The organism is Tenacibaculum sp. TB-56, from assembly GCF_059716275.2.
The window spans coordinates 2,091,235-2,116,343 of sequence record NZ_CM201367.1; the positions used below are offsets into that span (position 1 = coordinate 2,091,235).

Annotated in this window: 25 protein-coding genes; 16 read left to right on the plus strand and 9 right to left on the minus strand. The window is 33.8% G+C overall.

What is annotated here, in order from left to right; genetic code table 11:
- Nucleotides 1-57 precede the first annotated feature (57 nt).
- The 3 genes from AC3VI6_RS10160 to AC3VI6_RS10170 form a co-directional block, all read right to left on the minus strand.
- The gene (locus AC3VI6_RS10160) at nt 58-1,098 is read right to left on the minus strand and encodes a chorismate-binding protein (RefSeq protein ID WP_497706080.1); all 1,041 of its coding nucleotides are present in this window, start codon (nt 1,096-1,098) and stop codon (nt 58-60) included.
- The gene (locus AC3VI6_RS10165) at nt 1,095-1,946 is read right to left on the minus strand and encodes an alpha/beta fold hydrolase (RefSeq protein ID WP_497706081.1); all 852 of its coding nucleotides are present in this window, start codon (nt 1,944-1,946) and stop codon (nt 1,095-1,097) included. The genes AC3VI6_RS10160 and AC3VI6_RS10165 overlap by 4 nt, the downstream gene beginning before the upstream one ends.
- Before the next feature lie 160 nt (nt 1,947-2,106).
- Nucleotides 2,107-2,523, minus strand: coding sequence for a PaaI family thioesterase (locus tag AC3VI6_RS10170; RefSeq protein ID WP_274634639.1), 417 nt, complete (start codon nt 2,521-2,523; stop codon nt 2,107-2,109).
- Between the two features lie 57 nt (nt 2,524-2,580).
- Here AC3VI6_RS10170 and AC3VI6_RS10175 point away from each other — a divergent pair, with 57 nt between their 5' ends.
- From AC3VI6_RS10175 to AC3VI6_RS10185, 3 genes are read left to right on the plus strand one after another with little or no spacing between them, the layout of a single operon-like run.
- Complete coding sequence (locus AC3VI6_RS10175; protein WP_299002861.1) at nt 2,581-3,093, plus strand: IS1096 element passenger TnpR family protein; 513 nt, start codon at nt 2,581-2,583, stop codon at nt 3,091-3,093.
- 3 nt (nt 3,094-3,096) lie between these two features.
- Entirely contained in the window at nt 3,097-3,717 is a 621-nt protein-coding gene (locus AC3VI6_RS10180) for an L-threonylcarbamoyladenylate synthase (protein ID WP_299002864.1), read from the plus strand.
- 60 nt (nt 3,718-3,777) lie between these two features.
- Nucleotides 3,778-4,446 carry a ceramidase domain-containing protein gene (locus AC3VI6_RS10185; RefSeq protein ID WP_520436198.1) on the plus strand — a complete coding sequence of 223 codons (669 nt, stop codon included), beginning with the start codon at nt 3,778-3,780 and terminating at the stop codon, nt 4,444-4,446.
- Here the strand turns inward: AC3VI6_RS10185 and AC3VI6_RS10190 are convergent.
- Both AC3VI6_RS10190 and AC3VI6_RS10195 read right to left on the minus strand, forming a co-directional pair.
- Nucleotides 4,438-5,436: a glycosyltransferase family 2 protein gene (locus tag AC3VI6_RS10190; RefSeq protein WP_497706083.1), complete on the minus strand. Its 999-nt coding sequence runs from the start codon at nt 5,434-5,436 to the stop codon at nt 4,438-4,440. The genes AC3VI6_RS10185 and AC3VI6_RS10190 overlap by 9 nt on opposite strands.
- A 176-nt stretch (nt 5,437-5,612) precedes the next feature.
- Complete coding sequence (locus AC3VI6_RS10195) at nt 5,613-6,056, minus strand: type I restriction enzyme HsdR N-terminal domain-containing protein (protein ID WP_497706588.1); 444 nt, start codon at nt 6,054-6,056, stop codon at nt 5,613-5,615.
- Between the two features lie 31 nt (nt 6,057-6,087).
- Here AC3VI6_RS10195 and AC3VI6_RS10200 point away from each other — a divergent pair, with 31 nt between their 5' ends.
- Nucleotides 6,088-6,546: a DUF5763 domain-containing protein gene (locus AC3VI6_RS10200; RefSeq protein WP_497706084.1), complete on the plus strand. Its 459-nt coding sequence runs from the start codon at nt 6,088-6,090 to the stop codon at nt 6,544-6,546.
- A 53-nt stretch (nt 6,547-6,599) separates the two neighbouring features.
- Nucleotides 6,600-7,601, plus strand: coding sequence for a DNA polymerase III subunit delta (holA, locus tag AC3VI6_RS10205; protein WP_274634632.1), 1,002 nt, complete (start codon nt 6,600-6,602; stop codon nt 7,599-7,601).
- A gap of 94 nt (nt 7,602-7,695) precedes the next feature.
- On the opposite strand, the gene AC3VI6_RS10210 is transcribed toward holA, so the two are convergent.
- Entirely contained in the window at nt 7,696-8,685 is a 990-nt protein-coding gene (locus AC3VI6_RS10210) for an AbiH family protein (RefSeq protein ID WP_299007375.1), read from the minus strand.
- A gap of 16 nt (nt 8,686-8,701) precedes the next feature.
- Nucleotides 8,702-9,307 carry an ankyrin repeat domain-containing protein gene (locus tag AC3VI6_RS10215; protein WP_299007378.1) on the minus strand — a complete coding sequence of 202 codons (606 nt, stop codon included), beginning with the start codon at nt 9,305-9,307 and terminating at the stop codon, nt 8,702-8,704.
- Nucleotides 9,308-9,491: 184 nt separating this feature from the next.
- Here AC3VI6_RS10215 and AC3VI6_RS10220 point away from each other — a divergent pair, with 184 nt between their 5' ends.
- Entirely contained in the window at nt 9,492-11,123 is a 1,632-nt protein-coding gene (locus AC3VI6_RS10220) for an ABC-F family ATP-binding cassette domain-containing protein (protein WP_408035169.1), read from the plus strand.
- 142 nt (nt 11,124-11,265) lie between these two features.
- Here AC3VI6_RS10220 and gcvP read toward each other — a convergent pair whose 3' ends face one another.
- Entirely contained in the window at nt 11,266-14,121 is a 2,856-nt protein-coding gene (gene gcvP / locus AC3VI6_RS10225) for an aminomethyl-transferring glycine dehydrogenase (protein ID WP_497706085.1), read from the minus strand.
- A gap of 132 nt (nt 14,122-14,253) precedes the next feature.
- Here gcvP and AC3VI6_RS10230 point away from each other — a divergent pair, with 132 nt between their 5' ends.
- Both AC3VI6_RS10230 and serA read left to right on the plus strand, forming a co-directional pair.
- Nucleotides 14,254-15,066 (plus strand): UbiA prenyltransferase family protein, encoded by an 813-nt coding sequence (locus AC3VI6_RS10230; RefSeq protein WP_497706086.1) that lies wholly within the window; start codon nt 14,254-14,256, stop codon nt 15,064-15,066.
- A 168-nt stretch (nt 15,067-15,234) separates the two neighbouring features.
- The gene (gene serA, locus AC3VI6_RS10235; protein WP_497706087.1) at nt 15,235-17,127 is read left to right on the plus strand and encodes a phosphoglycerate dehydrogenase; all 1,893 of its coding nucleotides are present in this window, start codon (nt 15,235-15,237) and stop codon (nt 17,125-17,127) included.
- A gap of 35 nt (nt 17,128-17,162) precedes the next feature.
- Here the strand turns inward: serA and AC3VI6_RS10240 are convergent, their stop codons facing one another.
- On the minus strand, nt 17,163-17,939 hold the full coding sequence (locus tag AC3VI6_RS10240; protein ID WP_497706088.1) for an IclR family transcriptional regulator: 777 nt from the start codon (nt 17,937-17,939) through the stop codon (nt 17,163-17,165).
- 149 nt (nt 17,940-18,088) lie between these two features.
- Between AC3VI6_RS10240 and kynU the strand changes: the two genes are divergently transcribed.
- From kynU to AC3VI6_RS10280, 8 genes are all read left to right on the plus strand, one after another.
- On the plus strand, nt 18,089-19,348 hold the full coding sequence (gene kynU / locus AC3VI6_RS10245) for a kynureninase (protein WP_497706089.1): 1,260 nt from the start codon (nt 18,089-18,091) through the stop codon (nt 19,346-19,348).
- Between the two features lie 5 nt (nt 19,349-19,353).
- Entirely contained in the window at nt 19,354-20,748 is a 1,395-nt protein-coding gene (locus AC3VI6_RS10250; RefSeq protein ID WP_497706090.1) for an FAD-dependent oxidoreductase, read from the plus strand.
- 40 nt (nt 20,749-20,788) lie between these two features.
- Nucleotides 20,789-21,391 (plus strand): DUF1697 domain-containing protein, encoded by a 603-nt coding sequence (locus AC3VI6_RS10255; RefSeq protein WP_497706091.1) that lies wholly within the window; start codon nt 20,789-20,791, stop codon nt 21,389-21,391.
- A gap of 89 nt (nt 21,392-21,480) precedes the next feature.
- Nucleotides 21,481-21,894: a RidA family protein gene (locus AC3VI6_RS10260; protein WP_274634715.1), complete on the plus strand. Its 414-nt coding sequence runs from the start codon at nt 21,481-21,483 to the stop codon at nt 21,892-21,894.
- A 66-nt stretch (nt 21,895-21,960) separates the two neighbouring features.
- The gene (locus AC3VI6_RS10265) at nt 21,961-23,403 is read left to right on the plus strand and encodes an aldehyde dehydrogenase (protein ID WP_497706092.1); all 1,443 of its coding nucleotides are present in this window, start codon (nt 21,961-21,963) and stop codon (nt 23,401-23,403) included.
- Nucleotides 23,396-23,614, plus strand: a complete 219-nt coding sequence (locus tag AC3VI6_RS10270; RefSeq protein WP_047789338.1) for a DUF6500 family protein — start codon at nt 23,396-23,398, stop codon at nt 23,612-23,614. The genes AC3VI6_RS10265 and AC3VI6_RS10270 overlap by 8 nt, the downstream gene beginning before the upstream one ends.
- 1 nt (nt 23,615) lies before the next feature.
- Entirely contained in the window at nt 23,616-24,392 is a 777-nt protein-coding gene (locus AC3VI6_RS10275; RefSeq protein ID WP_497706093.1) for an SDR family oxidoreductase, read from the plus strand.
- A gap of 127 nt (nt 24,393-24,519) precedes the next feature.
- A complete protein-coding gene (locus tag AC3VI6_RS10280) occupies nt 24,520-25,047 on the plus strand; it encodes a 3-hydroxyanthranilate 3,4-dioxygenase (protein ID WP_497706094.1) in 528 nt (175 codons plus the stop codon).
- The last annotated feature ends 62 nt before the right edge of the window (nt 25,048-25,109 follow it).

The following is a 25,109-nucleotide window of genomic DNA, read 5'->3' on the forward strand; positions in this document are numbered from 1 at the left end:
ATTTCAGAGGGTTAATATTTCTGTTAGGTGAAAAGTTTTATAAAATAGGGGATTTTCCTATAAAACTTTTTTCATTGTAGTGGTCTTAGCTACGGTTTCTTGCCACTCTTTTATAGGGTTGCTATCTCGTGTAATTCCGCCGCCTACATATATATTTACCGTGTTATTTTCAACTTCCATACAACGTAAATTCACAAACAAATTACTTTCTTTAAAGTTGATGTTTAATTCTCCTAAAAAACCAGTATAAAAACTTCTGTGATAGTTTTCAGTATTTAAAATAAATTCTCTTGATGCTTCCAAAGGCAATCCACAAACAGCAGGAGTAGGGTGTAAGGTGTTTATTAAAGTAGCATTATCCGTTTTTAGCGTCCCATTAATAATAGTTTTTAAATGAAGTAAATTACCAGCTTTAATAGTTTCGGTGTCAGAAGTGGTTATTTCTGAACAGTAATTTGAAAGTTTGTCTGTAATATAATCAGTAACAAATTGTTGTTCTTCTGTTTCTTTAGGTTGCCAAGAAACATTGGTAGTGCCATTATAAACTTGAGTTCCAGCCAAAGACATAGTGGTAAAGTTGGTGCCTTGAATACTCACTAATGTTTCAGGAGTAGCGCCCAACCACAAACCAACTTTTGGATGATACCAAACATATACAAAAGCTGTAGGGTAACTATTTAAAAGTTTTTGAAAAGTCTCAATAAGGTTGAATTCTGGTAACTCAACTTTTTCTTTTCTGGAAAGAACTACTTTTTTAAATTGATTATTCTCAATGGCTTGTATTCCTTTTTCAACAAGTTGAATATGGTTTTCTTCGGAAGAAGTATCAGGTGTGTGATTAGTATTTTTGTTAGAAGAAATAGAATCAATACTTACTTCTTCTTCAAAATAAGTAGATTGATTTTCAGGAATTAGAATAGCTTTTTCTCTACTATCAAACGGAGCAAAAATAAATCCGCTTTCACTATAGTTTTCAGAAGTAATTAACGTAGCATTTTGCTGAAACCAACCTTTAAGTAAAGATGTATTTGGTTTTCTGTAAGCAACAAAAGGTAATTGTTGTTTTAAAGCTTCTTTTATATTTGAAAAAATACTCAATCTAGTTCTTGTATTAAAAGTTGTTTAATCGTGTCAAATTTACTCCAAATAAACCCATGACCTGCATTAGAAATGTTAATTAACTTAAACTGATTTTTAGGGAAGTGTTGTTCTAAAAATGTTGAGTTTTCATGAGGAACAATCCAATCATTTGTGCCATGAATACTTACTATTTGGTTTGGGGTTGATTTCCAATTGTTTTCAAACTTTTGTAAATCTTGTTTATGTGATAACTTTTCTCTGCTGGCTTCTTGCCATACGGGTGGAACAAGCCATCTAGTAAGTTTCCATTTATAAAAATTCAAAGTCCAAGGCATCGGTTCTACTTCGCTGTATACAGCAGGAGCCAATAATAGTACTTTATGAACTTTTTTTTGAAGAGCTAAAGCAATGGGACCTCCATAAGAATATCCAACAACAATTGTTTTTTTAGGATTTATGTCTTGCAAAATGTCTTGAAGCATATCACGCTCAAAAGAAATGCTTTCTTGAACCGAATTCTTGTCTTGATAATTGTAACCAATCCTATCGTACGAAATCATATTAGCTTTACTAAGTAGTAAACTATCTTTCATATACTTAATAAAATCGGTGGAAGAACCTATGGTTCCATGAACAAAAACTAGCGTAGGTAAGGTGGTGTCTTTTACAATAGAAAGTTTTCTGTATTCAAATCCTTTAAAATTCTCGTGAGAAAGTGTAGGTGTAATAGAGCTTTGGCTAAACCTTTCAATCACTTGTTGATCAGATTTTGGAGCAGAAAATTTCCAGAATAAGAAGTATAAAACAAGTAGAATTACAAAAAGACTAATTCCTGTAAATTTCAAGATTTTTTTCAATAATTTCACATGAATAAATTTTGAGTTAAAATATTGATTTTTAAGTTTTAGATCTATTTGTTGGTTGCTAAGCGTAGTCGAAGCATAAAGCTTTCGAGCCCTTTTTATTCATAACCTTGTTGTTTAGATGATTATCTAGGTATGCTTAATCCCTCTATTAGGGTTCATACTACTGTTTGTCTAAAACAATATTGGTTATCTTACAAAGCGAAATTAAGTTGTTGTCTTCATCTACAATTTTTACTTCCCATAAATGTGTAGTTCTACCTTTATGAATCGCTTTAGCAGTAGCAAAAACATGTCCTTCCTTTTTACTTTTTATATGGTTAATGCTTAGCTCAATTCCTTTTATAATTTTATTAGAATCTCTTAAAAAAAAAGCCGAAGCACAACTTCCAACCGATTCTGCTAAGGCGGCTGTGGCTCCACCGTGTAATATTCCATAGGGTTGATGCACTTTTGAAGTTACAGGCATTTTGGCAGTAATAAAATCATCCCCTAAATCAATAAACTCAATTTCTAAAGTTTCCATTAGGGTGTTTTTATTGTAATTGTTTAAGATTGTAAGAGATTCTTGCTTGTTCATTTTACTAAAAATTATCATTCAAAAATACGTATTTTTGTACTGACAAAAAATGATAGAATGTATAAAGTACGCGTAATTTTAGATACAAAAGAAGATGTAATTAGAACCCTAATGGTAAGTGAAAATAATTCGTTAGAAAATTTGCATTTTGACATAGCAAAATCATTTGGTTTTAACGGACAAGAAATGGCTTCTTTTTACCGTACCGACGAAGATTGGAATCAAGGAGAAGAAATTCCGTTATTTAATATGGCAGAAGCAGGTGAAGGAGTGTCAATGGCAACTTGTATATTGAATGAAACTTTACCTAATATGCACGATAAGTTAATTTACGTGTATGATTTCTTACAAATGTGGACCTTTTATGTAGAGGTAATAGAGCAGTCTGACGAAGCTGTTACCGAAACAAAAATGATATTATCAATCGGACAAATTCCAGAAGAAGCTCCAGAAAAGGAGTTTAAAGCAGATGATTTATCTACAGACTTAGATGATGAGTTTGGCGATGAATTTGACGATGAGTTTAATGATTTTGAAAGTTTAGACGATTTTGATTTTGACAATTACTAAGCCATGGCACAATTTATAAAGTTGTATAACGACAACCCGAACCCAAAAGAGATAGAGAAAATTGTAAAAGTTTTACAAAACGGAGGGGTAATAATTTATCCAACCGATACAGTTTACGGGTTGGGTTGCGATATTACAAATACCAAAGCTTTAGCTAGAGTTGCGAAAATTAAAGGAATAAAGCCAGAAAAGGCAGATTTCTCCTTTGTGTGTAATGACTTAAGCCATTTGTCAGATTATGTAAAGCAAATAGACACAGCTACGTATAAAATTTTAAAGAGAGCTTTACCCGGGCCGTATACTTTTGTGTTACCTGGTAGTAATACGTTGCCGAAAGCGTATAAAAAGCGTAAAACGGTAGGTATACGTGTGCCTGATAATAATATTGCAAGGGCAATTGTGGCAGCTTTAGGAAACCCAATAGTGTCTACTTCTATTTATGATGAAGACGAAGTATTAGAGTATACTACTGATCCTGAATTAATCTTCGAAAAGTGGCAAAATATTGTAGATGTTGTTGTTGATGGAGGCTATGGAGATAACCATGCATCTACCGTAATCGATTTAACAACCGATGAGCCAGAAGTGATTCGTGAAGGAAAAGGAAGTTTAGATATTTTATAAAAACTTTAATTTTTAATTAAAACATTAATCCTTATCTTGTTACATAATAGAAAAGGATATATGTTTTTACTGAAAAGATTCCCTAACGACAGCGGACCAATATATCAAGAAACCATCGCAGGTAGGTTACCTGTTGAACCTTTCAATACCTTTAGCAACCTTATTTTTATAGTGTTATTGATTTACTTTGGAAGAAAAGTGTATCAAAACCCTAAGCAGTATCCGTTTTTTCTGTTTGCCATTCCTGTAATATTCATCAGTTGGGTAGGAGGTACCATGTTTCACGGAACCCGAAGTCATGAATTTTGGTTGTTGTTAGACTGGGTACCTATTATGCTTGTATGTTTAGGTGCAATTATTTATTTCATCGGAAAAATAAAAAGAAATTGGTGGCAACGATTAGGAATATTACTTACAATACTTTTAGTGTCTATTTTACCTCGTTTTTTACCAGTACCAGTAGGGTATAGAACATCGTTCGGATATGCAGTAACAGCCTTGGCGGTATCAACTCCTTTAGTGTGGTACGCTTATAAAACACATTGGAAAAATGTAAAATATATAGCTTACGGAGTGTTAATATTCGGAATGGCGCTTTTGTTTAGAATGTTAGATAATAAAATTGAATTATTACCCATGGGAACACATTGGTTATGGCATACCTTTGGTGGTGTAGCAGTTTTCTTTTTGCTTTATTACATTTATAAAGACGAAAAAGAATTAACGTAAATCTTCAAACTTTTTTCTCCTTCTAGCATAATATTGCCAAACAACAGAAGTATGTAAAGCGTAGTTTGATTCCTTCGGAAGTTTTTTTCTCTTTTTTAAAAACGTTGGAAGATGGGCGTAAAAACTAAAATGTGCTTTAACAATAGCCCAAATATGTTTAAGTTTTCCTTCTAGTAAAAATTTAATACCCGCTAATCCGTCTAACACTAAACGAAAGAAAATAATCGGAAATACTTTTGATAAAGGCAAGTTTTTAACTAGGTTAAGTAAGCTATTCCTGAAATTTAAAAACGTTTTTCTAGGATTTAAAGTATCTAATGTTGCTCCACCTACATGGTATACGGTTGATGTTCCCACATATTTTATAGTATGCCCACTATTTTTAGCACGCCAGCATAAATCAATTTCTTCTTGATGCGCAAAAAAGTCTTCGTCAAAACCGTTGAGTTGATGAAACACTTTGGAACGGATAAAAAAACAAGCTCCTGAAGCCCAAAATATTTCTGTAGTATCGTTGAATTGTCCGTTATCTGTTTCCAAGTCGTTAAACAAACGACCGCGACAATATGGATACCCAAAAGCATCAATAAAACCACCAGCAGCACCAGCATATTCAAACTTTGTTTTGTCTTTAAAGTCTAAAATTTTCGGTTGAATAATTGCTGTATCCGGTTCTTTTTCAAAAGTATCAATAACGGGAGTTAACCAGTTTTCGGTAACTTCAATATCAGAATTTACTAAACAATAAATGTCGGCATCAATATGTTGTAAGGCATCATTGTAACCTTTTGCATACCCGCCATTTTCGGTGTTTGTAACAATTTTTACTGAAGAGAAATATTGTTTGATAAATGCAATAGAACCGTCTGTAGAAGCATTGTCAGCAACATATACTTGAGCATCTTCACAACTAAAATTCACGACAGAAGGTAAAAACTGCTCAAGCAATTTTTTCCCATTCCAGTTTAATATGACAATAGCTGTTTTCAAGACGGCAAATTTACAGTTTATAAATGAAATTCTTGTTAAAAAGCATGAGTCATTCTGTGTTTCGTCATTCCGAACCAGGTATGAGGAGGAATCTCATAAGTTAAGTAATTCTCATGTTTAAGACTTCGTCTTCCATTTTGATAGTGAAGCAATTTTTCGGTTTGAAATAAAGGTATTTACTTGTACTCAGGAATATCTCTTAAAAACACATAGGTTTCGTTCTCTTTATCGAGCATACAAAAAAAGTGTTGCAGTCCGTTGGTTACAATGAGGTAATTTGCATCGAGTTTTAAGTTATAACGCGCAATTTGATCAAAAGTATCTTGGGTAATTGGTATGTGTGGAGCTTTACATTCTACAATAATATTCGGATGTCCGTTCGAAGCAAAAACCACAATATCAGTACGCTTTTTTAGGTTGTTGATAATCAATTGTTTTTCAATAGCAATTAAAGAAATAGGATAGTTTTTTTCTTGAATTAGTAATTGAACAAAATGTTGGCGTACCCATTCTTCAGGAGTTAAAACCACATATTTTTTTCTCAAATTATCAAAAATAAGCGTCTTATTTTCGTTACTTTTGAGCTTGAATGTATAGCTAGGAAGGTTGAGCTTTTGCATAAACCAAAAGTAATTATTTAAGTTTATTAAAGTGCGATTTAACTTTTTCATTTTATTATTTTTAGTAGTAATTCAACTACAAGCTCAAGACTTTTATAAGACCCCATCAGGTAAAAAGTTTCATACAGCTACTTGTAGAATGGTAGAGAATGTGTCGAAAAAGGTTAATGAAGATGAAATTAACGCATATGGCTTAACTGCTTGTAAAATTTGTAAACCTTCTTATGTGGGAAGAACAGCTGGTTTTACGAATAAATCTGTAGGAAAATCTTATACGGTAAGATGTAAAGGGGTTACGAAAAAGGGAACACGGTGTAAGCATCAAACAAAGCTAGCAAACGGATTTTGTTATCAACATACCAAACAATCAAATACTACAAGTATAAAAAGTACAAAATCGTATAGTTCAACTTGTGGAGCAAGAACAAAATCAGGTGGTTCGTGTAAAAGAAAAGTAAAAGGAGGAGTACGATGTTATCAACATCGTTAAAAATAGAATAAATAACACTTCCTCTCCTTCGGAGAGGACAGAGGAGAGGCTTTATGAACGAAATTAAATCTATCATATCCGATATAAAAGGAGGTAACATCAAACCCATTTATTTTTTAATGGGAGAAGAACCATATTACATTGATAAAATTTCAGATTATATTGAAGACAACGTGCTTGATGAGTCTGAAAAAGGATTCAACCAAGTGGTAATGTACGGTCGTGATGTATCGATAGAAGAAATAGTGTCTTCGGCTAAGCGTTTTCCAATGATGGCAGAAAAGCAAGTGATTATTGTTAAAGAAGCACAAGATTTAAGCCGTTCTATTGAAAAAATTGAAAGCTATGCAGAGAACCCTCAACCGAGTACGGTGTTGGTGTTTAATTACAAATACAAAAAGCTTGATAAACGTAAAAAGGCGTACAAAGCCATTGCCAAAAGTGGACTTATTTACGAGAGTAAAAAACTATACGATAATCAAGTAGCCGATTGGATTCGTCAGGTTTTGGGAGGAAAGAAGTTTAATATCGAGCCAAAAGCTGCTCAAATGTTGGTAGAGTTTTTAGGAACTGATCTTAGTAAGATTAGCAACGAACTCGATAAACTAACCTCAGTATTGCCTGCAGAAACTATTATTAGTGATAAGCACATTGAAGAAAATATCGGTATTTCTAAAGATTTTAACAATTTTGAGTTGCGTAAAGCAGTAGGACAGCGAGATGTGGTAAAAGCGAACAGGATTATCAATTATTTTGCTCAAAACCCTAAGAATAATCCGTTAGTAATGACAATTTCCTTGCTAAATAGTTTTTTTACACAGTTATTGATGTACCACGGATTAAAAGACAAATCGAAAGCTTCGGTTGCTAAAAACTTAGGGGTAAACCCTTATTTTGTGGATGATTATGTAAACGCAGCACGTAACTACCCAATGAGAAAAGTATCACAAATTATAGCCTTATTGCGTGATGCCGATGTAAAAAGCAAAGGGGTTGGTGCTAACCAAACCCATGCTGATATTTTAAAAGAATTGTTGTTTAAGATTTTGCATTAACAAATTTAGTCGCTTTTTTAAAAAATAAGTATGAGAGAATAATTCGATTCTTCTTTAATGACTTTTAATAGTTGTTAGCTATAAGAATAAGACTTTATTTTTCAATTACATCTTTGAACATTTTTGTATTTAAGGCAACAAAAATATTTTGACTTGCTTTTTCGATTTCTTCTTTAGGTAACTTAGTTTTCTTTAAAAAATAATTTATCATTTTTCTTTTTGTCCTATTGTTTTTATAACCGATTCTTGGAGAAATAACTTCTTCTCCTTTTGTAAAAATGATTATTGGAAAATTATTATTTCTTAATTTATCTCCGATTAACTCCCACCACATATTGTCAGAGTCTCCAAAAGAAGTTCCAAAAATACAAATGAGGCTAGCTTCTTTAATTTTTGATTTGAATAGATTATCTATAGTGTGTCCGTAAGCTAAATTACATTTCTCTTTTACTATAGCTTCTAAAACATCAAGGTTTTGGTGAAATTTTTTGTTTTTAAGCTGAGAAACATCATTAACACCTAAAACCATTCTATTGTCTATAAAACCGTGAATATGTTCTACTCCTCGCAATGTAACAGGGACATTATCTCTAATATGATGCCCTATAGAAATATTTTTCTTTTCTTCAATTATTTTCTCAATAATGGTTGTGTAATTGAATGTAAAGATGTCAACTATCCAAGTGCTGTTTGAATAGCTATTTTTGAATGTTTTAATTTTATTATTGTCAGCAGTAGGAAGGTATACTTCTGGCTTGACTAGGTTTTCAAAGAATTTTTCTTTATTTATAGTTGAAAAGTCAAATTTTGATTCCTCTTTTTTTAAATATTCGGCAAGTTGTTCTCCAATATCTTCAAAAACTTCATCAAAATCATCAATAGTTTCAAATTCTTCTGTATACTGTCCTAAAGCCAATTCTAAATCAGACCAATTTTTATAATTATTAGAAATATTGTTTTTTAAATTATTAATATTGTCACTAGACGATTCGATGCTCTTGTAAAAGTCGTAAAAATCTTTATAACTTGTGTTTAAATCAAGATTCAAGTCAAATCCATTTCCTATTATATGTAGTATTTTCAATATATTTTCTACTTTGTTATATATTTTCGAGTTTGGTTTTTTCTTTCCATGAAATATACTTATTGGTGTATTTTTCTCCTAGTCTGTCTATTGTTCCAATATTATTTTCTAATAATAATTTTACAGTACTCCATTTATTTTTTTCTGCTGCCCAATAAACAGCTCTTTCTGAACCATTGTCGTAATCTTGAATGTCATTGTCAATTAAAAATTGTAATAATTCAATTTTACCTGTGCTAGCAGCACTACAAAAAATTCCATTAAAATCTTCAAAATAACCGAGTATTAATTCCATTATTTCTATGTTTCCTTTTGAAGCAGTCCATTGTATCGCAGATGTTTCATTCTTATATTCGTCAGAATTATTAATTAAATATTTGACTAAATTTAAATCTTCTGCATCACAAGTATAAGCTAGTAGCATTTTTTTTGCCGCTGATTTATGTGAAATTCCATTTTCGAGAAAATAGATAATAATTTCACTATAATTTTTTCTGCCCACTATATCAATACACCAATCATCTTGTATGTGGATATTAACTCCATATTTTATACAAGTTTTTATGTTTCTGAAGTTTCCTTCAAAACATGATTCTATAAAACTTTTTTCTTGATCTGTCATAATTAAATACAACTAGTTTATATACATCATAAAATCACTAAAACTTTCTTTTTAAGGACGGCTCATAGGAGATTTTAGCAATTTTTTGTTCTCTCAAATATAACAAAATTAACTACTGTATAAATGAAAGTTTTTGCCAACTTATTAACCGTTTTTGTTAATTTCGTCGCTTAAAATTATTTGTATGATTACGGTAGATCAATTAACGGTTGAGTTTAGTGGTAACACCTTGTTTAGCGACGTTTCGTTTGTAATTAACGAAAACGATAAAATTGCCTTAATGGGTAAAAACGGGGCAGGAAAATCCACCATGATGAAAATTATTGCAGGTGTTTCCAATCCTACCAAAGGAGGTGTTCGTAGTCCGAAAGATACTGTAATCGCTTATTTACCGCAGCATTTGTTAATGGAAGACAATTGCACGGTAAAAGAAGAGGCTTCTAAAGCTTTTGAATCGGTTTTTGCGATGAAAGCTGAAATGGAAGATCTCAACAAACAATTAGAAACCCGTACCGATTACGAATCGGATGATTATATGAAAATCATCGAGCGTGTATCAGATTTAGGCGAGAAATACTACGCGTTAGAGGAAGTAAATTACGAAGCTGAAGTAGAAAAAGCCTTAAAAGGGTTAGGATTTAAGCAAGAAGATTTTGAGAGAGCAACCTCTGAGTTTAGTGGAGGTTGGCGTATGCGTATTGAGTTGGCGAAAATCTTACTACAAAAACCCGATTTAATTTTATTAGACGAGCCTACCAACCACGTAGATATAGAGTCGGTAATTTGGTTAGAAAATTTCTTATTAAATAAAGCCAAAGCCGTAGTAGTAATATCGCACGACAAAGCGTTTATCGATAACATTACCAACCGAACTATTGAGGTTACGATGGGAACCATTCACGATTACAAAGCGAATTATTCACATTATTTAGAATTGCGTAAAGAGCGTCGTGCACATCAGTTAAAAGCGTATCAAGAACAACAAAAGTTTATTGCCGATACCAAAGCGTTTATCGAGCGTTTTAAAGGAACCTATTCAAAAACGAATCAGGTAGCTTCGCGTGAGCGTATGTTAGAAAAATTGGTTCCTGTAGAAATTGATGAGGTAGATACTTCAGCATTAAAACTGCGTTTTCCGCCTTCACCACGTTCGGGAGATTATCCTGTAAAGGTGGAGGGGTTGACCAAGAAATATGATGATTTAACCGTGTTTAAAGACGCGAGTTTCTCAATAGCTCGTGGTGAAAAAGTGTCGTTTGTAGGAAGAAACGGAGAAGGAAAATCAACCATGATCAAAGCGATTATGGGAGAAATAGATTTTGAAGGAACATGTGGTTTAGGGCACAATGCCAAAGTGGGCTACTTTGCACAAAACCAAGCTTCGTTGTTAGATCCTGAATTGACGATCTTCCAAACCGTAGATGAGGTTGCAGAAGGAGACATTAGAACGCAAATCAAAAATATATTAGGACGTTTTATGTTCTCGGGCGATGATTTAGAAAAGAAAGTAAAAGTACTTTCTGGAGGAGAGAAAACCCGTTTGGCAATGGTGAAATTGTTGTTGGAACCTGTAAACGTGTTGATATTAGATGAACCTACCAACCACTTAGATTTAAAATCAAAAGAAGTGATTAAAGAAGCCTTATTACACTTCGACGGAACATTAATCTTAGTATCGCATGACCGTGATTTCTTACAAGGTTTATCTCAAAAAGTATTTGAATTTAAAGATCAACGTGTCATCGAACACTTTGAAACGATTGATGCGTTTTTAGAGCGTAATAACATCAAAGCGTTAAAGGAAATAGACTTGTAGTCATTCCGAACGAATGTGAGGAATCTTATGAGATGAGTAACTCCTATCCTTGAGATTTCTCAGTGAAATGACTGAATATGTGTATAAAAAACAAAAACCTCATCAGATAAGATGAGGTTTTTGAATTTGTATGAATGTTATTTTAAGCTTCCGCTTCCATATAATCTTCAATAGGATTACAAGAACAAATTAAGTTACGGTCACCAAACGCATCGTCAACACGACGTACAGAAGGCCAAAACTTATTGTCTGCAATATATTCTAACGGAAAAGCTGCTTGCTTACGAGAATATGGTAAATCCCATTCGTCAGCAGTTAACATTTCTTGCGTGTGAGGTGCGTTTTTAAGCGGGTTGTTAGGGTTTTCCTTACTCGCTTCAGCAATCTCTTTTCTGATAGAGATTAACGCATCACAAAAACGATCTAATTCTGCTACACTTTCAGATTCTGTTGGTTCCACCATAATTGTTCCAGCTACAGGGAACGATACAGTAGGCGCGTGGAATCCGTAGTCCATTAAACGCTTTGCAATATCAGTTACTTCAATTCCGTTTTGTTTAAAATCACGACAATCTAAAATCATTTCGTGAGCTGCACGGTTCATTTCACCAGTATATAAAGTGCTAAAATGTCCGTTTAAACGCTCTTTAATATAGTTTGCGTTTAAAATAGCATTTTTAGTAGAGTTTGTTAATCCGTCAGCACCCAACATCGTTATGTATCCGTAAGAAATTAAACATACTAAAGCAGAACCCCAAGGAGCAGCTGAAATAGCAGTAATAGCGTTATCACCACCAGTAGTAACTACAGGGTTAGTAGGTAAAAATGGAACTAATTGTGGTGCCACACAAATTGGTCCAACACCTGGTTCACCACCACCGTGAGGAATCGCAAATGTTTTGTGTAAGTTTAAGTGACAAACATCAGCACCAATAGTTGCAGGATTGGTTAACCCTACCTGTGCGTTCATGTTAGCACCATCCATATATACTTGTCCGCCGTTATCGTGGATAATTTGCGTAATTTCTTTAATCGCTTTTTCGTAAACTCCGTGAGTAGATGGATACGTTACCATTAAAGCCGCTAAATTAGCTGCGTGCTTTTCAGCTTTCGCACGTAAATCTTCTACGTCGATGTTTCCTTTTTCATCAGTTTTGGTAACTACTACCTTCATACCTGCCATTACAGCAGATGCAGGGTTGGTTCCGTGAGCTGATGCAGGAATTAAACAGATGTTTCTGTGAGTATCTCCGTTAGCTTCATGATAAGCTCTAATAACCATTAAACCAGCAAATTCTCCTTGTGCACCTGAGTTAGGCTGTAAAGAAGTACCTGCAAATCCAGTAACCACGTTTAATTGGTTTTCAAGATTGTTTAGCATAACTTGGTATCCTTCAGCTTGATTTAAAGGTACGAATGGGTGGATATTTCCCCATTGTGGATTGCTTAACGGTAACATTTCAGAAGCAGCGTTTAGTTTCATAGTACATGACCCTAAAGAAATCATTGAGTGATTTAACGCTAAATCTTTACGCTCTAATTTTTTAATATAACGCATCATTTCAGTTTCTGATTGATACGTGTTGAATACTTCGTTATCTAAGAATGAAGTTGCTCTTTTTACATCCGCAGGAATAACATCTGCTGTAGTAAATTCAGTAACTAAAATATCTTTGATATTGAATGCTTGCTCGAAACAATCAACAATAGCATTGATTTCTTTTAAACCAACAGTTTCGTTTACAGAGATAGAAATGTGGTTTTCGTCAATGTAGTTAAAGTTAATTCCGTTTGCTTCAGCTACAGGACGCAATTTATCTGTTTCAACTTCTACTAAAATAGTATCGAAATACGAAGTATTTTGTTGTTTGAAACCTAAATCGGTTAAAGCTTTCGCTAATGTTGTAGTACTTGTATGTACACGATCAGCGATGTATTGTAATCCCTCTTTTCCGTGGAAAACTGCATACATACCAGCCATAACAGCTAACAATACTTGTGCAGTACAAATGTTAGAAGTCGCTTTTTCACGTTTAATATGTTGCTCACGTGTTTGTAAGGCCATACGTAATGCACGACCACCGTCAACATCTTTAGTAACCCCAATAATACGACCAGGCATGCTACGTTTGTATTCTTCTTTAGTAGCAAAGAATCCTGCGCGAGGACCTCCATATCCTAAAGGAATACCAAAACGTTGCGTAGTACCTACTACCACATCAGCACCAAACTGTGCAGGCGCTTTTAATTTTACTAATGATAAAATATCAGCAGCAACTGCTACTTTAATGTTTTTAGCATTACAGTTTGCAACAAAATCAGTATAGTCATAAACCTGACCGTGTTTTCCTGGATATTGTACAATTGCTCCGAAGAATTCTTCAGAGAAATCAAATTCTTGGTGATTACCAACCACTAATTCAATTCCGATAGGAATTGCGCGTGTTTGTAATACTGATAAAGTTTGTGGTAAAATTTCTTCAGAAACGAAGAACTTATTTACATCAGCTTTCTTTTGTGCTCTATCACGAACATCAAATAATAAAGCCATAGCTTCTGCAGCAGCTGTTCCTTCATCTAATAATGAAGCGTTGGCTAACTCCATTCCTGTTAAATCACAAATCATTGTTTGGTAATTTAACAAGGCCTCTAAACGTCCTTGTGCAATTTCTGCTTGATAAGGCGTGTAGGCAGTATACCATCCTGGGTTTTCTAAAATATTACGTTGAATTACACTTGGTATAATTGCTTCGTGATATCCTAAGCCGATATAACTCTTAAAAACTTTGTTTTTTGCACCTAACTCGTTAATGTGAGTTAAGTATTCATATTCACTCATTGCAGGAGCTAAATCTAACTCTTTTTGTAAACGAATATCGTCAGGAATAGTCTCGTAAATCAATTGGTCTAAACTCTCTACGCCAATAGTTTTAAGCATCTGGTCTTGGTCTTTAACACGAGGACCAATATGTCTTAATTGAAATGAATTTGTGTTCATTATTGTGTTGTTGTTTTAAGTGGCTCAAAAATAGTGAAATTGGTTGACTTGTGCGTACATATTTTTTTGTTAAAAAATGATATTTTATTAACCAATACTAAGGGTTATAAACATAAAAGCTATTTTTGTTAGGTGAAGTTTTTTAAAACAGTAATCGATTTTTATATCAATGCTAGTATTCATGTAGCACTGGCAGTTTATGCTTTGTTACGAATAACGGAGATTTATTTTGAAATTCCGCATAATGAATTGTTAGACTGGTTTGTCTTTTTTGCTACGATTACAGGGTATAATTTTGTGAAATATGCAGGAATAGCAAAGCTGCATCACAGAAGTTTAACAAAAAACTTACAAGTTACTCAGGTGTTTTCATTGATTTGCTTCTTGTTGATGTGTTATTTTGCATGGTTACTTCCTTTAAGAATTTTACTGTTTTTTGTGCCTTTCGGATTGTTAACTTTTTTATATGCGGTTCCTTTTTTAAGCGGATTTCAGAAAAATTTACGAAGTATTGGATATTTAAAAATTATAGTAGTAGCCATAGTTTGGGCAGGAACCACAGTTTTACTACCAATTTATGCCAATGAGTCTTCTTTTACATCAGAAATGTATTTAATGCTAATTCAGCGTTTTTTATTGGTGATTGTACTAATTCTTCCTTTTGATATTCGCGATGTGCAATACGATGCTATTTCTTTACAAACTATACCCAAAAAAATAGGGGTAGAAAATGCCAAAAAGTTAGGATATGTTCTATTGCTCTTATGTTTGGTGTTGGAATTTATGATAAGCCCTAATTCTCATTTTAGAACGGCTTTTTTAGGAATGTTTTTTTTGCTTCTTTTTCTATTGATGAGAGCACAAACAAATCAGTCTAAATATTACAGTTCTTTTTGGGTAGAAGCAGTTCCTATTTTATGGTTATTCTTATTGTTTTTACTTTAAAAGTGAAATTTTTTAGTGTTGAATGTTGTTAAAATGTAATTGAAGAAACGTTAAAAACAATATCGGTTTAAAATTTGAAACTTAACTAGCTTGGTATGGAAGTTTTTACGAAAAGCTTTGTACATTCGTTGGCTAACAACACAACAACAAAAACACAACAAGAGTAACATGAATTTAGCAAAACGAAATTTCGTTTTCGATTTCGATAGCACGTTAACACGTGTAGAAGCATTAGATGTTTTGGCAGAAATCACGCTGGCGGGAAATCCGAAGAAAGAAGAGATTGTTCAAGAAATAGTCCATATAACCAATCAAGGAATTGATGGCGATATTTCTTTTACAGAGTCTTTAGAAAAGCGTATTCAATTATTAAAAGCAACAAAGGCAGACTTGCCTTTGTTAATTGAGGAGTTAAAGCAAAAAGTGTCTCCTTCTATTGAAAGAAATAAAGAGTTTTTTGAAAATTTTTCGGATGCTATTTATGTGATTTCCGCAGGATTTAAAGAGTTTATCGATCCTATTGTAGCGGCATATAATATTCCTTCTGAAAGAGTATTTGCAAACACATTTGAGTTTGATAAAGCAGGAGTTATTGTAGGGTTTGATACTCAAAATCCATTATCTAAGCATAATGGTAAAATAGATTGTTTAAAATCCTTAAATTTAGAAGGTGAAGTACAAGTGATAGGGGATGGCTATAGTGATGCAGTGACCAAAGAAGCTGGTGTTGCAGATACCTTTTTTGCGTATACCGAAAATGTGTCTAGAGAAAAGACAATTGCCAACGCCGACCATATTACACCGAATTTAGATGAATTTTTATACGTTAACAAATTGCCTAGAAACTTATCATACCCAAAGAACAGAATCAAAATTTTATTATTAGAAAACGTACATCCTGATGCTTTTACAAAGTTGTCAGGTGATGGATTTTCTGTAGAAACTGTTTCAAGAAGTTTGTCGGAAGATGAATTGATTGAAAAACTAAAAGATGTTCATGTGTTAGGAATCCGTTCTAAAACACAAGTAACTCGCAAAGTAATTGAAGCTGCTGAAAAACTAATGGTGGTTTCTGCCTTTTGTATTGGAACCAAACAAATCGATTTAGAGGCTTGTAAAGAAAACGGAGTAGTAGTTTTCAATGCACCTTATAGCAATACGCGTTCGGTAGTCGAATTAGCGATTGGAGAAATTATTATGTTAATGCGTAGTGTTTTCCAAAGAAGCACTGAAATTCACAACGGTGAGTGGAACAAAACAGCTCAGGGATCGAGAGAGGTTCGTGGTAAAAAGCTAGGAATTGTAGGGTACGGGAATATTGGTAAACAACTATCTGTATTGGCTGAAGCGCTTGGAATGGATGTGTACTATTACGATGTAGAAGACAAATTAGCTTTAGGAAACGCTACAAAGTTGGATACTTTAAAAGAATTATTGAATATTTCTGATGTAGTTACCTTGCATGTGGATGATAATGCTGCCAACAAAAACTTTATAGGAAGAGAAGAAATAGCTGAAATGAAAGATGGAGTTCATTTAGTAAACCTTTCTCGTGGATTTGTAGTGGATATTGAAGCTTTAGTAGAAGGATTGAAGTCTGGTAAAATTGCTGGGGCTGCTGTAGATGTATATCCTGAAGAGCCAAGTAAAAATGGTGAGTTTTATACTGAATTAAAAGGGTTGGATAACGTGATTTTAACTCCGCACGTGGGAGGTAGTACAGAAGAAGCTCAAAAGGATATCGCTGATTTTGTTCCGAATAAAATTATGGCGTATATCAATTCAGGAAACACGGTAGATGCGGTTAATTTCCCAAATATTCGTTTGCCTAAACATAAAAATGCACACCGCTTTTTACATATTCATGAAAATGTACCTGGTGTAATGGCGAAAATCAATAAAGTATTAGCGAAATATGAGTTGAACATTACTGGTCAATACCTTTCTACCGATGAAAGAGTTGGGTATGTTATTACCGATGTGGATAAAGAATACAATCAAGAAGTAATAGCAAAACTGAAAAAAGTAGATGGTACTATTAAGTTTAGAGTATTGTATTAAGAAATATAAAATCCCGCTTAAGCGGGATTTTTCTTTTATAAGCGATCAAAGTCACTTAAATTTTGCTCTATAATATTGGCTCCTTTTTGTAAAATTTGAATATAGCTAGCAACATTCTCCATTTTAAATCTACTAGAAGGTCCAGAAGCACTGATTCCTGCAATTACTTTCCCTTTTTTATTATAAATAGGAATAGCAATGCAAACTAAACCTAATTCTGATTCCTCAATATCTAATGCAAATTGTTGCTGTTGAATTTGTGCTAATTCCTTTTTGAGTTTTGAAGTTGAAGTGATAGTGTTTTTGGTAAACGACTGTAATGTGGTTGAGCTTAGAAACACCTCTTGATTTTCTAACGAAGAAAAAGCTAAGAGTAATTTTCCAATGGCACTTCCATTGACAGGCGCGTAAGAGCCAATGGAGGTGCTTATTTTAAGTCCTTGTAAACTATCAGCTTTATTAATATGAAATACCTGCTGTTCTTTTAAAATACCCAATAAAACAGTTTCTTGAATTTCTAAAGCTACTTTCTGTATAGGTTCATTAGTTAAATTTCTTAGTGATTTATAGATTGAAACACGATTGCCTAATTCAAACAATTTACTTCCCAATTGATACTTTTCGTTGTCGTTTTGTTGTACAACATTCAACGAAACTAAAGTACTTAGTAATCGGTATACGGTACTTTTGTTGTAGCTAGTTTTAGCAGCTAATTCTCTAACGCCCCATTCTTTTTTATCATTGGTAAAAGCATCTAAAACAGCAAACGCTTTGATAATGGATTGATTTAAATTTTTAGAATCTGTATTCATTTTCTCAAAAAAAATATTGACTAATATAATAAAAATGTGTAGATTTATAAAACACCGTTTTATTAAGTGAAACGCTTTAGGTTTTATTTTGAGGCAAAAATGAAGTATCTTTAGTGTTTTAGAAATGGTTTTTAGAAATATAAATACCTATGTATAAACCAACACTCGATTACGCACAACAACTAGATAAAGAAGATAATTTAGCGCATTTAAGAGCGCAGTTTCATATTCCAAAAGATGCAGAAGGGAATGACTGGTTGTATTTTACAGGAAATTCTCTTGGATTACAACCTAAACAAACGCAACAATACATTCAACAAGAATTAGACGATTGGGCAAAATATGGAGTAGAAGGGCATTTTGAAGCTCGAAACCCATGGATGCCATATCACGAATTTTTAACGAATTCGATGGCAAAAATAGTGGGAGCTAAACCATTAGAAGTGGTAGTGATGAACACGCTAACGACCAATTTACACTTGTTAATGGTGTCGTTTTACCAACCAACTAAAACAAAGTATAAAATTGTTATAGAAAGTGACGCTTTTCCTTCGGATAGATACGCGGTACAATCGCAATTAAAATTCCATGGTTTTGATACGGAAGAAGGATTGATAGAATGGAAACCTCGTGAAGGAGAAGAGTTATTGCGTATTGAAGATTTAGAGAAAATAGTAGATGAACAAGGTGATGAAATAGCCTTGTTGTTGATTGGTGGTGTGAATTATTATACAGGACAGTATTTAGATATCAAACGTATTGCAGAAATTGGTCATGCTAAAAACTGTATCGTAGGTGTAGATTTAGCGCACGGTGCAGGAAATATTTCTCCAGAGTTACATGATAGCGGAGTAGATTTTGCAGCTTGGTGTACTTATAAATATTTGAATTCGGGTCCAGGAAGTTTAGCAGGGTTGTTTGTACATGAAAAACATGCGCATAATAAAGAATTACCTCGTTTTGCAGGTTGGTGGAATCATAACAAAGAAACTCGTTTTAACATGCGTCAACCATTTGATGTAATGCCAGGAGCAGAAGGGTGGCAGTTATCAAATCCACCGATTTTATCAATGGCAGCTATTAGAGCTTCGTTAGATATGTTTGAAGAAGTAGGAATGGAAGCGTTAAGAGCCAAATCGGAAAAATTAACGGGCTATTTTGAATATTTAATCAATCAGATTGATACGGCCAGCATTAAAATAATTACCCCATCGAATCCAAAAGAAAGAGGATGTCAATTGTCTATTCAAGTAAAGAATGCAGATAAAAGTTTACACAATAAACTAACTGAAAATAATATTATAACCGATTGGAGAGAACCTGATGTAATTCGTTGTGCACCAGTGCCAATGTATAACAGTTTTGAAGATGTATACAGAATGGTTGAAATTTTAAAAACATTGTTATAAAACAAATGAGCAAACAAGAAAACATAGTAATCATAGGTGCTGGTTTATGCGGAAGTTTATTAGCACTTCGTTTAGCACAAAGAGGCTATAAGGTAGCAATGTATGAAAGTCGTCCAGATTTACGAGTTACCGATATTTCAGCAGGACGTTCTATCAATTTAGCATTATCTGATCGTGGATTTAAAGCGTTACGTTTATGTGGAGTAGAAGAAAAAGCACGTGAAATTTGTATTCCGATGTACGGACGTTTAATGCACGATAGAGAAGGAAATACGTTTGCATCGAACTATTCGGGTAGAGAAGGAGAGTATATCAATTCTATTTCAAGAGGAGATTTAAACGGAATTTTATTAAACGAAGCGGAAGCACACGAAAATGTAACCATCTATTTTAACACCGAATGCACTTCGGTAGATATTGAAAACACAATAGCGTATTTCAAGAACCACGAAACTAACCAAGAGTTTTCAGTAGATGGAGATGTAATTTTTGGAACCGATGGTGCTGGATCTGCATTGAGAAAGAGTTACTATTTAGAAAGAAAATTCTTGTTTAGTTATTCACAGAATTTCTTAACGCATGGATATAAAGAATTGGAAATTCCTGCTGATAAGTTAGGAAACCATCAAATAAGTAAAGACCATTTACATATTTGGCCTCGTGGAGAGTATATGTTAATTGCGTTGCCGAATTTAGATGGAAGTTTTACAGTAACCTTGTTTTTGAGTTACGATGAAGGAGAATACAACTTCAACAACTTAACTTCCGAAGAAAAGATAACCGAGTTTTTTGAAAAAGAATTTTCAGATGCATTAGCGTTGATACCAAGTATAAAAGACGAATTCTTAAACAACCCAACAGGGGCTTTAGGAACGGTAAAATGTTCGCCTTGGCATTATCAAAATAAAACCTTGTTAATGGGAGATGCAGCACATGCAATTGTTCCGTTTTATGGACAAGGAATGAATGCTTCGTTTGAAGATGTAACTGTATTTGATACGATTCTTGATGCACACGAAGGAGATTGGCAAGCTACTTTTAAAGCTTATGAAAAAGCACGTAAAGAAGATACCGATGCAATTGCTGATTTAGCCATTGATAATTTTTATGAAATGCGAGATCATGTAGCAAATCCATTATTTAAACAAAAAAGAAAGTTAGAAATGGATTTAGAAAAGACCTTCCCAACAGAATATTTTTCAAAATACTCTATGGTAACCTTTAATGAAGAGATTCCGTATGCAGAAGCGATGAAAAAAGGACGTGCGCAAGATAAAGCCTTGTTAAATATGGTGGCACATCACGATTTAGATACCATCACCGATTTGAATGAGGTATTAAAAAAGGTGCAAGAAGAAACCAATGAGATTTTAGAAGAAGATAAAATAGCGGGACTGTAAGACCGCCCCGACGCTCCCAAAGGGAGGGAAAAGATAGGTAATGGAAGAAACTGATATACATAAAGTTGATAATTCCTCCCCTCAGGGGAGGTTAGGAGGGGCTTGTACTTATATAGTATTACTAAGAGGAATCAATGTTTCGGGAAAAAACAAGCTTCCGATGGCTGAATTACGAGAAATGTTGAATGAATTGGGGTTTCAAAATGTACAAACTTATGTTCAAAGTGGTAATATTATTTTAGATTCAGGAGAAACAAAAGAGATCGTTTGTCAGAAAATTAAAGAAGCGATTGCTGCTAAATTTGGGTATGATGTGCCTGTACTGGCTAGAACACCAGAGGAATGGAAAAGTAAACTAGAAAACTATCCATTTTCACAAGAAAATGAAAAAATAGTAGCTTTTACTTTTTTAGATAGAATAACTAAAGAATCAGTTATTGAAGTTAATGGAATTACCGAAGACAAATATGAAATAGTTGATGATGTGGTGTATTTGTATTGTCCGTCAGGTTTTGGAAAAACTAAACTGACAAACAGTGTAATCGAAAAGAAGTTGAAGGCAATAGCAACCACCCGCAATTTAAAAACAACGATAAAACTATTAGAATTGGCCCATCCCAACCTTCCCAAAGGGAAGGAGTAAGATGTGAAGATAAAAATAAAACAATAAAACTCAAGAACCCTATTTTTAGAGTTTCTCCCCTCAGGGGAGATAAAGAGGGGCTTAATATTATGGATAGTAAAGTAATCAAAGGAAAAGCGATACCAAGAGGAAAGTTTCCACATGTAAAACAAGTAGGCGATTTTATTTATGTATCTGGAACAAGTTCTCGTAGACCTGATAATTCTTTTGAAGGAGTTGAGGTAGATGAATTTGGAACAACCAACTTAGATATTAAAAAGCAAACCCGAGCGGTAATAGAAAACATTCGTGATATTTTACAAGAAGTTGGGGCTGATTTATCTGATATTATAGATGTAACTTCATTCTTGGTAAATATGAATGATTTTGGAGGCTATAATGAAGTATATGCTGAATACTTTGACTATAACGGACCAACCAGAACTACCGTAGCAGTACATCAATTACCACACCCACATTTATTGATTGAAATTAAAGTGGTAGCGTATAAGAAACAAGAGTAAAGACACTAGAACCAAGACAAAAGAAGTCTCTTTTCTTTTCTCTTTTTTCTTTAATCTGTGAATGAAATGAACATTAAAAACTACATAAACGGAGAACTGGTAGCACCAGTAGCAGGTAATTACATTGATAATTATAATCCATCTATTGGAGAAGTGTATGGACAAATTCCTAATTCAACTAAGGAAGATGTAGCGTTAGCATATGAAGCAGCAAAGGAAGCTTTTCCGTCTTGGTCAAATACTACCTTAAACGAACGTAGAGATATTCTTTCTAAAATAGCGAAGTTAATTCAACAGAGATTACCAGAATTAGCTAAAGCTGAAGCTAAAGATAATGGGAAGCCATTGCGTTTAGCTACAGCGATTGATATTCCGAGAGCCTCATCAAATTTTCAATATTTTGCAGATGCAATTACGCAATTTTCATCTGAAGCTCATGAAAGTGTTGGCTTAGGAGCTATGAATTTTACGTTACGTCAACCTATTGGTGTAGTTGCATGTATTTCTCCTTGGAATTTACCACTTTATTTATTTACGTGGAAGATTGCTCCGGCAATAGCCGCAGGAAACTGTGTTGTAGCAAAACCAAGTGAAGTAACGCCCATGACAGCCTATTTATTAGGTGAGATTTGTAATGAAGCAGGTTTACCTAAAGGGGTGTTAAACATAGTTCACGGATTAGGAACTACCACAGGACAAGCCATTATAGAGCATCCAGATATCAAAGCAATTTCATTTACGGGTGGTACTGCTACAGGAGCACATATAGCTCGTACAGCAGCACCTATGTTTAAGAAGTTATCGTTGGAGTTAGGAGGTAAAAATCCAAATATCATTTTTGCGGATTGTGATTATGAAAATATGTTGGCGACTACAGTTCGTTCTTCATTTGCAAATCAAGGTCAGATTTGTTTATGTGGAAGTAGGATTTTTGTTGAAGAAAGTATCTATGAACAATTCAAAAAAGATTTTGTTCAAAAAGTATCTCAATTAAAGGTAGGAAATCCTTTTTATAAAGATACAAATATTGGAGCTTTGGTATCGAAACCACATTTAGAAAAAGTAAAATCATATATAGACATTGCGGAACAAGAGGGAGGAAAAATTCTATACGGAGGAAATACAGTAACGGTAGAAGGTAGTGAAAATGGATACTATCTAGAACCTACTATTATAGAGGTTTCAAGTAATCAGTGTAGATTAAATCAAGAAGAAATTTTCGGACCTGTAGTAACCTTGATGTCTTTTAAAACAGAAGAAGAAGCTTTACAATTAGCGAATGATGTAGTATATGGATTATCATCAACATTATGGACAAATAATTTGACGAGAACCATGCGATTGTCTAAAGAATTACACACGGGAATTGTTTGGGTAAATACATGGTTGTTGCGTGACTTAAGAACGCCTTTTGGAGGTCAAAAAGCAAGTGGAGTAGGACGTGAAGGAGGTTTTGAAGCATTACGCTTTTTTACAGAACCAAAAAATGTATGTATAAAATATGAATAAGGAAATAAAAGAAAAAATAATAGCTATTTGTGAAGAGAAGATAGCTAAAAAAGGAGAAAATGTAGGGCTTTCGTTCTATGCATTTTTCAAAAATAAAAATGACAATCCAAAAGTACTGATGGAAGTGGCTACTTGGTGGATTCAAACACACCAATTAGATCATTTTGAGAAAGCAGTTAAGATTAAACAAATGATTCAGAATAACGAATAAAATGAATTTAGATATACAACATAAAAACGCCTTGGTATGTGGTAGTACTCAGGGAATAGGAAAAGCAGCAGCAATACAATTAGCTCAAGAAGGAGTAAATGTAACGTTGGTAGCTCGTAGCGAAGAAAAGCTTAAAGCTGTGTTAGCTGAATTACCAAATAATAACCAAAATCATGGATATTTAGTTGCTGATTTTATAAATCCAACAGATTTAAAAGAGAAGTTAGAGGCAACAAATTTACAGTTTCATATTTTGGTAAATAATACAGGAGGTCCAGCAGGAGGTCCAGTGTTTGATGCTACCCTAGAAGAGTTTGAGCGTGCTTTTACCATGCACTTAAAATGTAACCATGTATTGGTACAAGCTTTAGTACCGTTTATGAAAGAACAAAATTATGGTAGAATTATAAATGTAATTTCTACTTCAGTAAAACAACCTCTAGATGGTTTAGGAGTTTCGAATACTATTCGTGGTGCGGTTGCTAATTGGAGTAAAACCTTAGCGAATGAATTAGGTCAATTCGGAATTACAGTGAATAATGTATTACCAGGAGCTACAGCGACGGAACGTTTGACAGAAATTATCAATAATAAAGCTGCTAAAACAGGGAAAACTGTTGAAGAAGTTGCTGAAATGATGAAAAACGCATCACCAGCAAAGCGTTTTGCAAAACCAGAGGAGGTAGCCAATGCGATTGTGTTCTTAGCAAGTGAAAGAGCAAGTTTTATCAACGGAATTAATGTTCCTGTTGATGGAGGAAGAACAAAATCTTTATAAGAGATTAAGAATAAAGACTTTTAGAAGCGAGACTATTTAAGTATCTTTAAAAATGAATAAATAATAACTCCAATACGCCCAATTAAGAGTTCCTTCCCTTTGGGGAGGTTAGGAGGGGCTTATAAAAATGAGCAAGTTAGTACAACCTTTAAATTTCAAAAAGTGGATTGATGAAAACCGTCATTTATTAAAACCACCAGTAGGAAACAAACAAGTTTGGGATAATGGTGAGTATATCGTAATGGTTGTTGGAGGTCCTAACAATCGTAAGGATTATCACTACAACGAAACACCAGAGTTTTTCTATCAATTAGAAGGAGATATGGTGCTGAAAATTATTGACGACAAAGGGGAAATGATCGATGTTGAAATTAATGAAGGAGATATTTATTTATTACCAGGAAAGGTGCCGCACTCACCACAACGTAAAGCGAATACGGTAGGTTTGGTTATTGAATATCCACGTGATGAAGGAATGATGGATGCTTTAGAGTGGTATTGTGAAAATTGTGGACATCAATTATACCGAGAAGAATTTGCTTTAGATAATATTGAAACGGATATGCCAATAATTTTTGATAAGTATTATTCTGATAAAGAGAAGTGTACTTGTGATAAATGTGGTACCGTAATGGAGGCTCCTAATAAAATTTAAAAACAGGTTGTCATTCCTGCGAAGGCAGGAATCTCATAACAATCAAGAATAAAAAAATAAAA

Excerpts from the sequence above, each read along its gene's own strand:
- AC3VI6_RS10170 (WP_274634639.1), bottom strand. The coding sequence starts at position 2,523 with ATGAACAAGCAAGAATCTCTTACAATCTTAAACAATTACAATAAAAAC.
- AC3VI6_RS10175 (WP_299002861.1), top strand. The coding sequence starts at position 2,581 with ATGTATAAAGTACGCGTAATTTTAGATACAAAAGAAGATGTAATTAGA.
- AC3VI6_RS10180 (WP_299002864.1), top strand. The coding sequence starts at position 3,097 with ATGGCACAATTTATAAAGTTGTATAACGACAACCCGAACCCAAAAGAG.
- AC3VI6_RS10185 (WP_520436198.1), top strand. The coding sequence starts at position 3,778 with ATGTTTTTACTGAAAAGATTCCCTAACGACAGCGGACCAATATATCAA.
- AC3VI6_RS10195 (WP_497706588.1), bottom strand. The coding sequence starts at position 6,056 with ATGCAAAAGCTCAACCTTCCTAGCTATACATTCAAGCTCAAAAGTAAC.
- holA (WP_274634632.1), top strand. The coding sequence starts at position 6,600 with ATGAACGAAATTAAATCTATCATATCCGATATAAAAGGAGGTAACATC.
- AC3VI6_RS10215 (WP_299007378.1), bottom strand. The coding sequence starts at position 9,307 with ATGACAGATCAAGAAAAAAGTTTTATAGAATCATGTTTTGAAGGAAAC.
- AC3VI6_RS10220 (WP_408035169.1), top strand. The coding sequence starts at position 9,492 with ATGATTACGGTAGATCAATTAACGGTTGAGTTTAGTGGTAACACCTTG.
- gcvP (WP_497706085.1), bottom strand. The coding sequence starts at position 14,121 with ATGAACACAAATTCATTTCAATTAAGACATATTGGTCCTCGTGTTAAA.
- serA (WP_497706087.1), top strand. The coding sequence starts at position 15,235 with ATGAATTTAGCAAAACGAAATTTCGTTTTCGATTTCGATAGCACGTTA.
- AC3VI6_RS10240 (WP_497706088.1), bottom strand. The coding sequence starts at position 17,939 with ATGAATACAGATTCTAAAAATTTAAATCAATCCATTATCAAAGCGTTT.
- kynU (WP_497706089.1), top strand. The coding sequence starts at position 18,089 with ATGTATAAACCAACACTCGATTACGCACAACAACTAGATAAAGAAGAT.
- AC3VI6_RS10250 (WP_497706090.1), top strand. The coding sequence starts at position 19,354 with ATGAGCAAACAAGAAAACATAGTAATCATAGGTGCTGGTTTATGCGGA.
- AC3VI6_RS10255 (WP_497706091.1), top strand. The coding sequence starts at position 20,789 with ATGGAAGAAACTGATATACATAAAGTTGATAATTCCTCCCCTCAGGGG.
- AC3VI6_RS10260 (WP_274634715.1), top strand. The coding sequence starts at position 21,481 with ATGGATAGTAAAGTAATCAAAGGAAAAGCGATACCAAGAGGAAAGTTT.
- AC3VI6_RS10265 (WP_497706092.1), top strand. The coding sequence starts at position 21,961 with ATGAACATTAAAAACTACATAAACGGAGAACTGGTAGCACCAGTAGCA.
- AC3VI6_RS10270 (WP_047789338.1), top strand. The coding sequence starts at position 23,396 with ATGAATAAGGAAATAAAAGAAAAAATAATAGCTATTTGTGAAGAGAAG.
- AC3VI6_RS10275 (WP_497706093.1), top strand. The coding sequence starts at position 23,616 with ATGAATTTAGATATACAACATAAAAACGCCTTGGTATGTGGTAGTACT.
- AC3VI6_RS10280 (WP_497706094.1), top strand. The coding sequence starts at position 24,520 with ATGAGCAAGTTAGTACAACCTTTAAATTTCAAAAAGTGGATTGATGAA.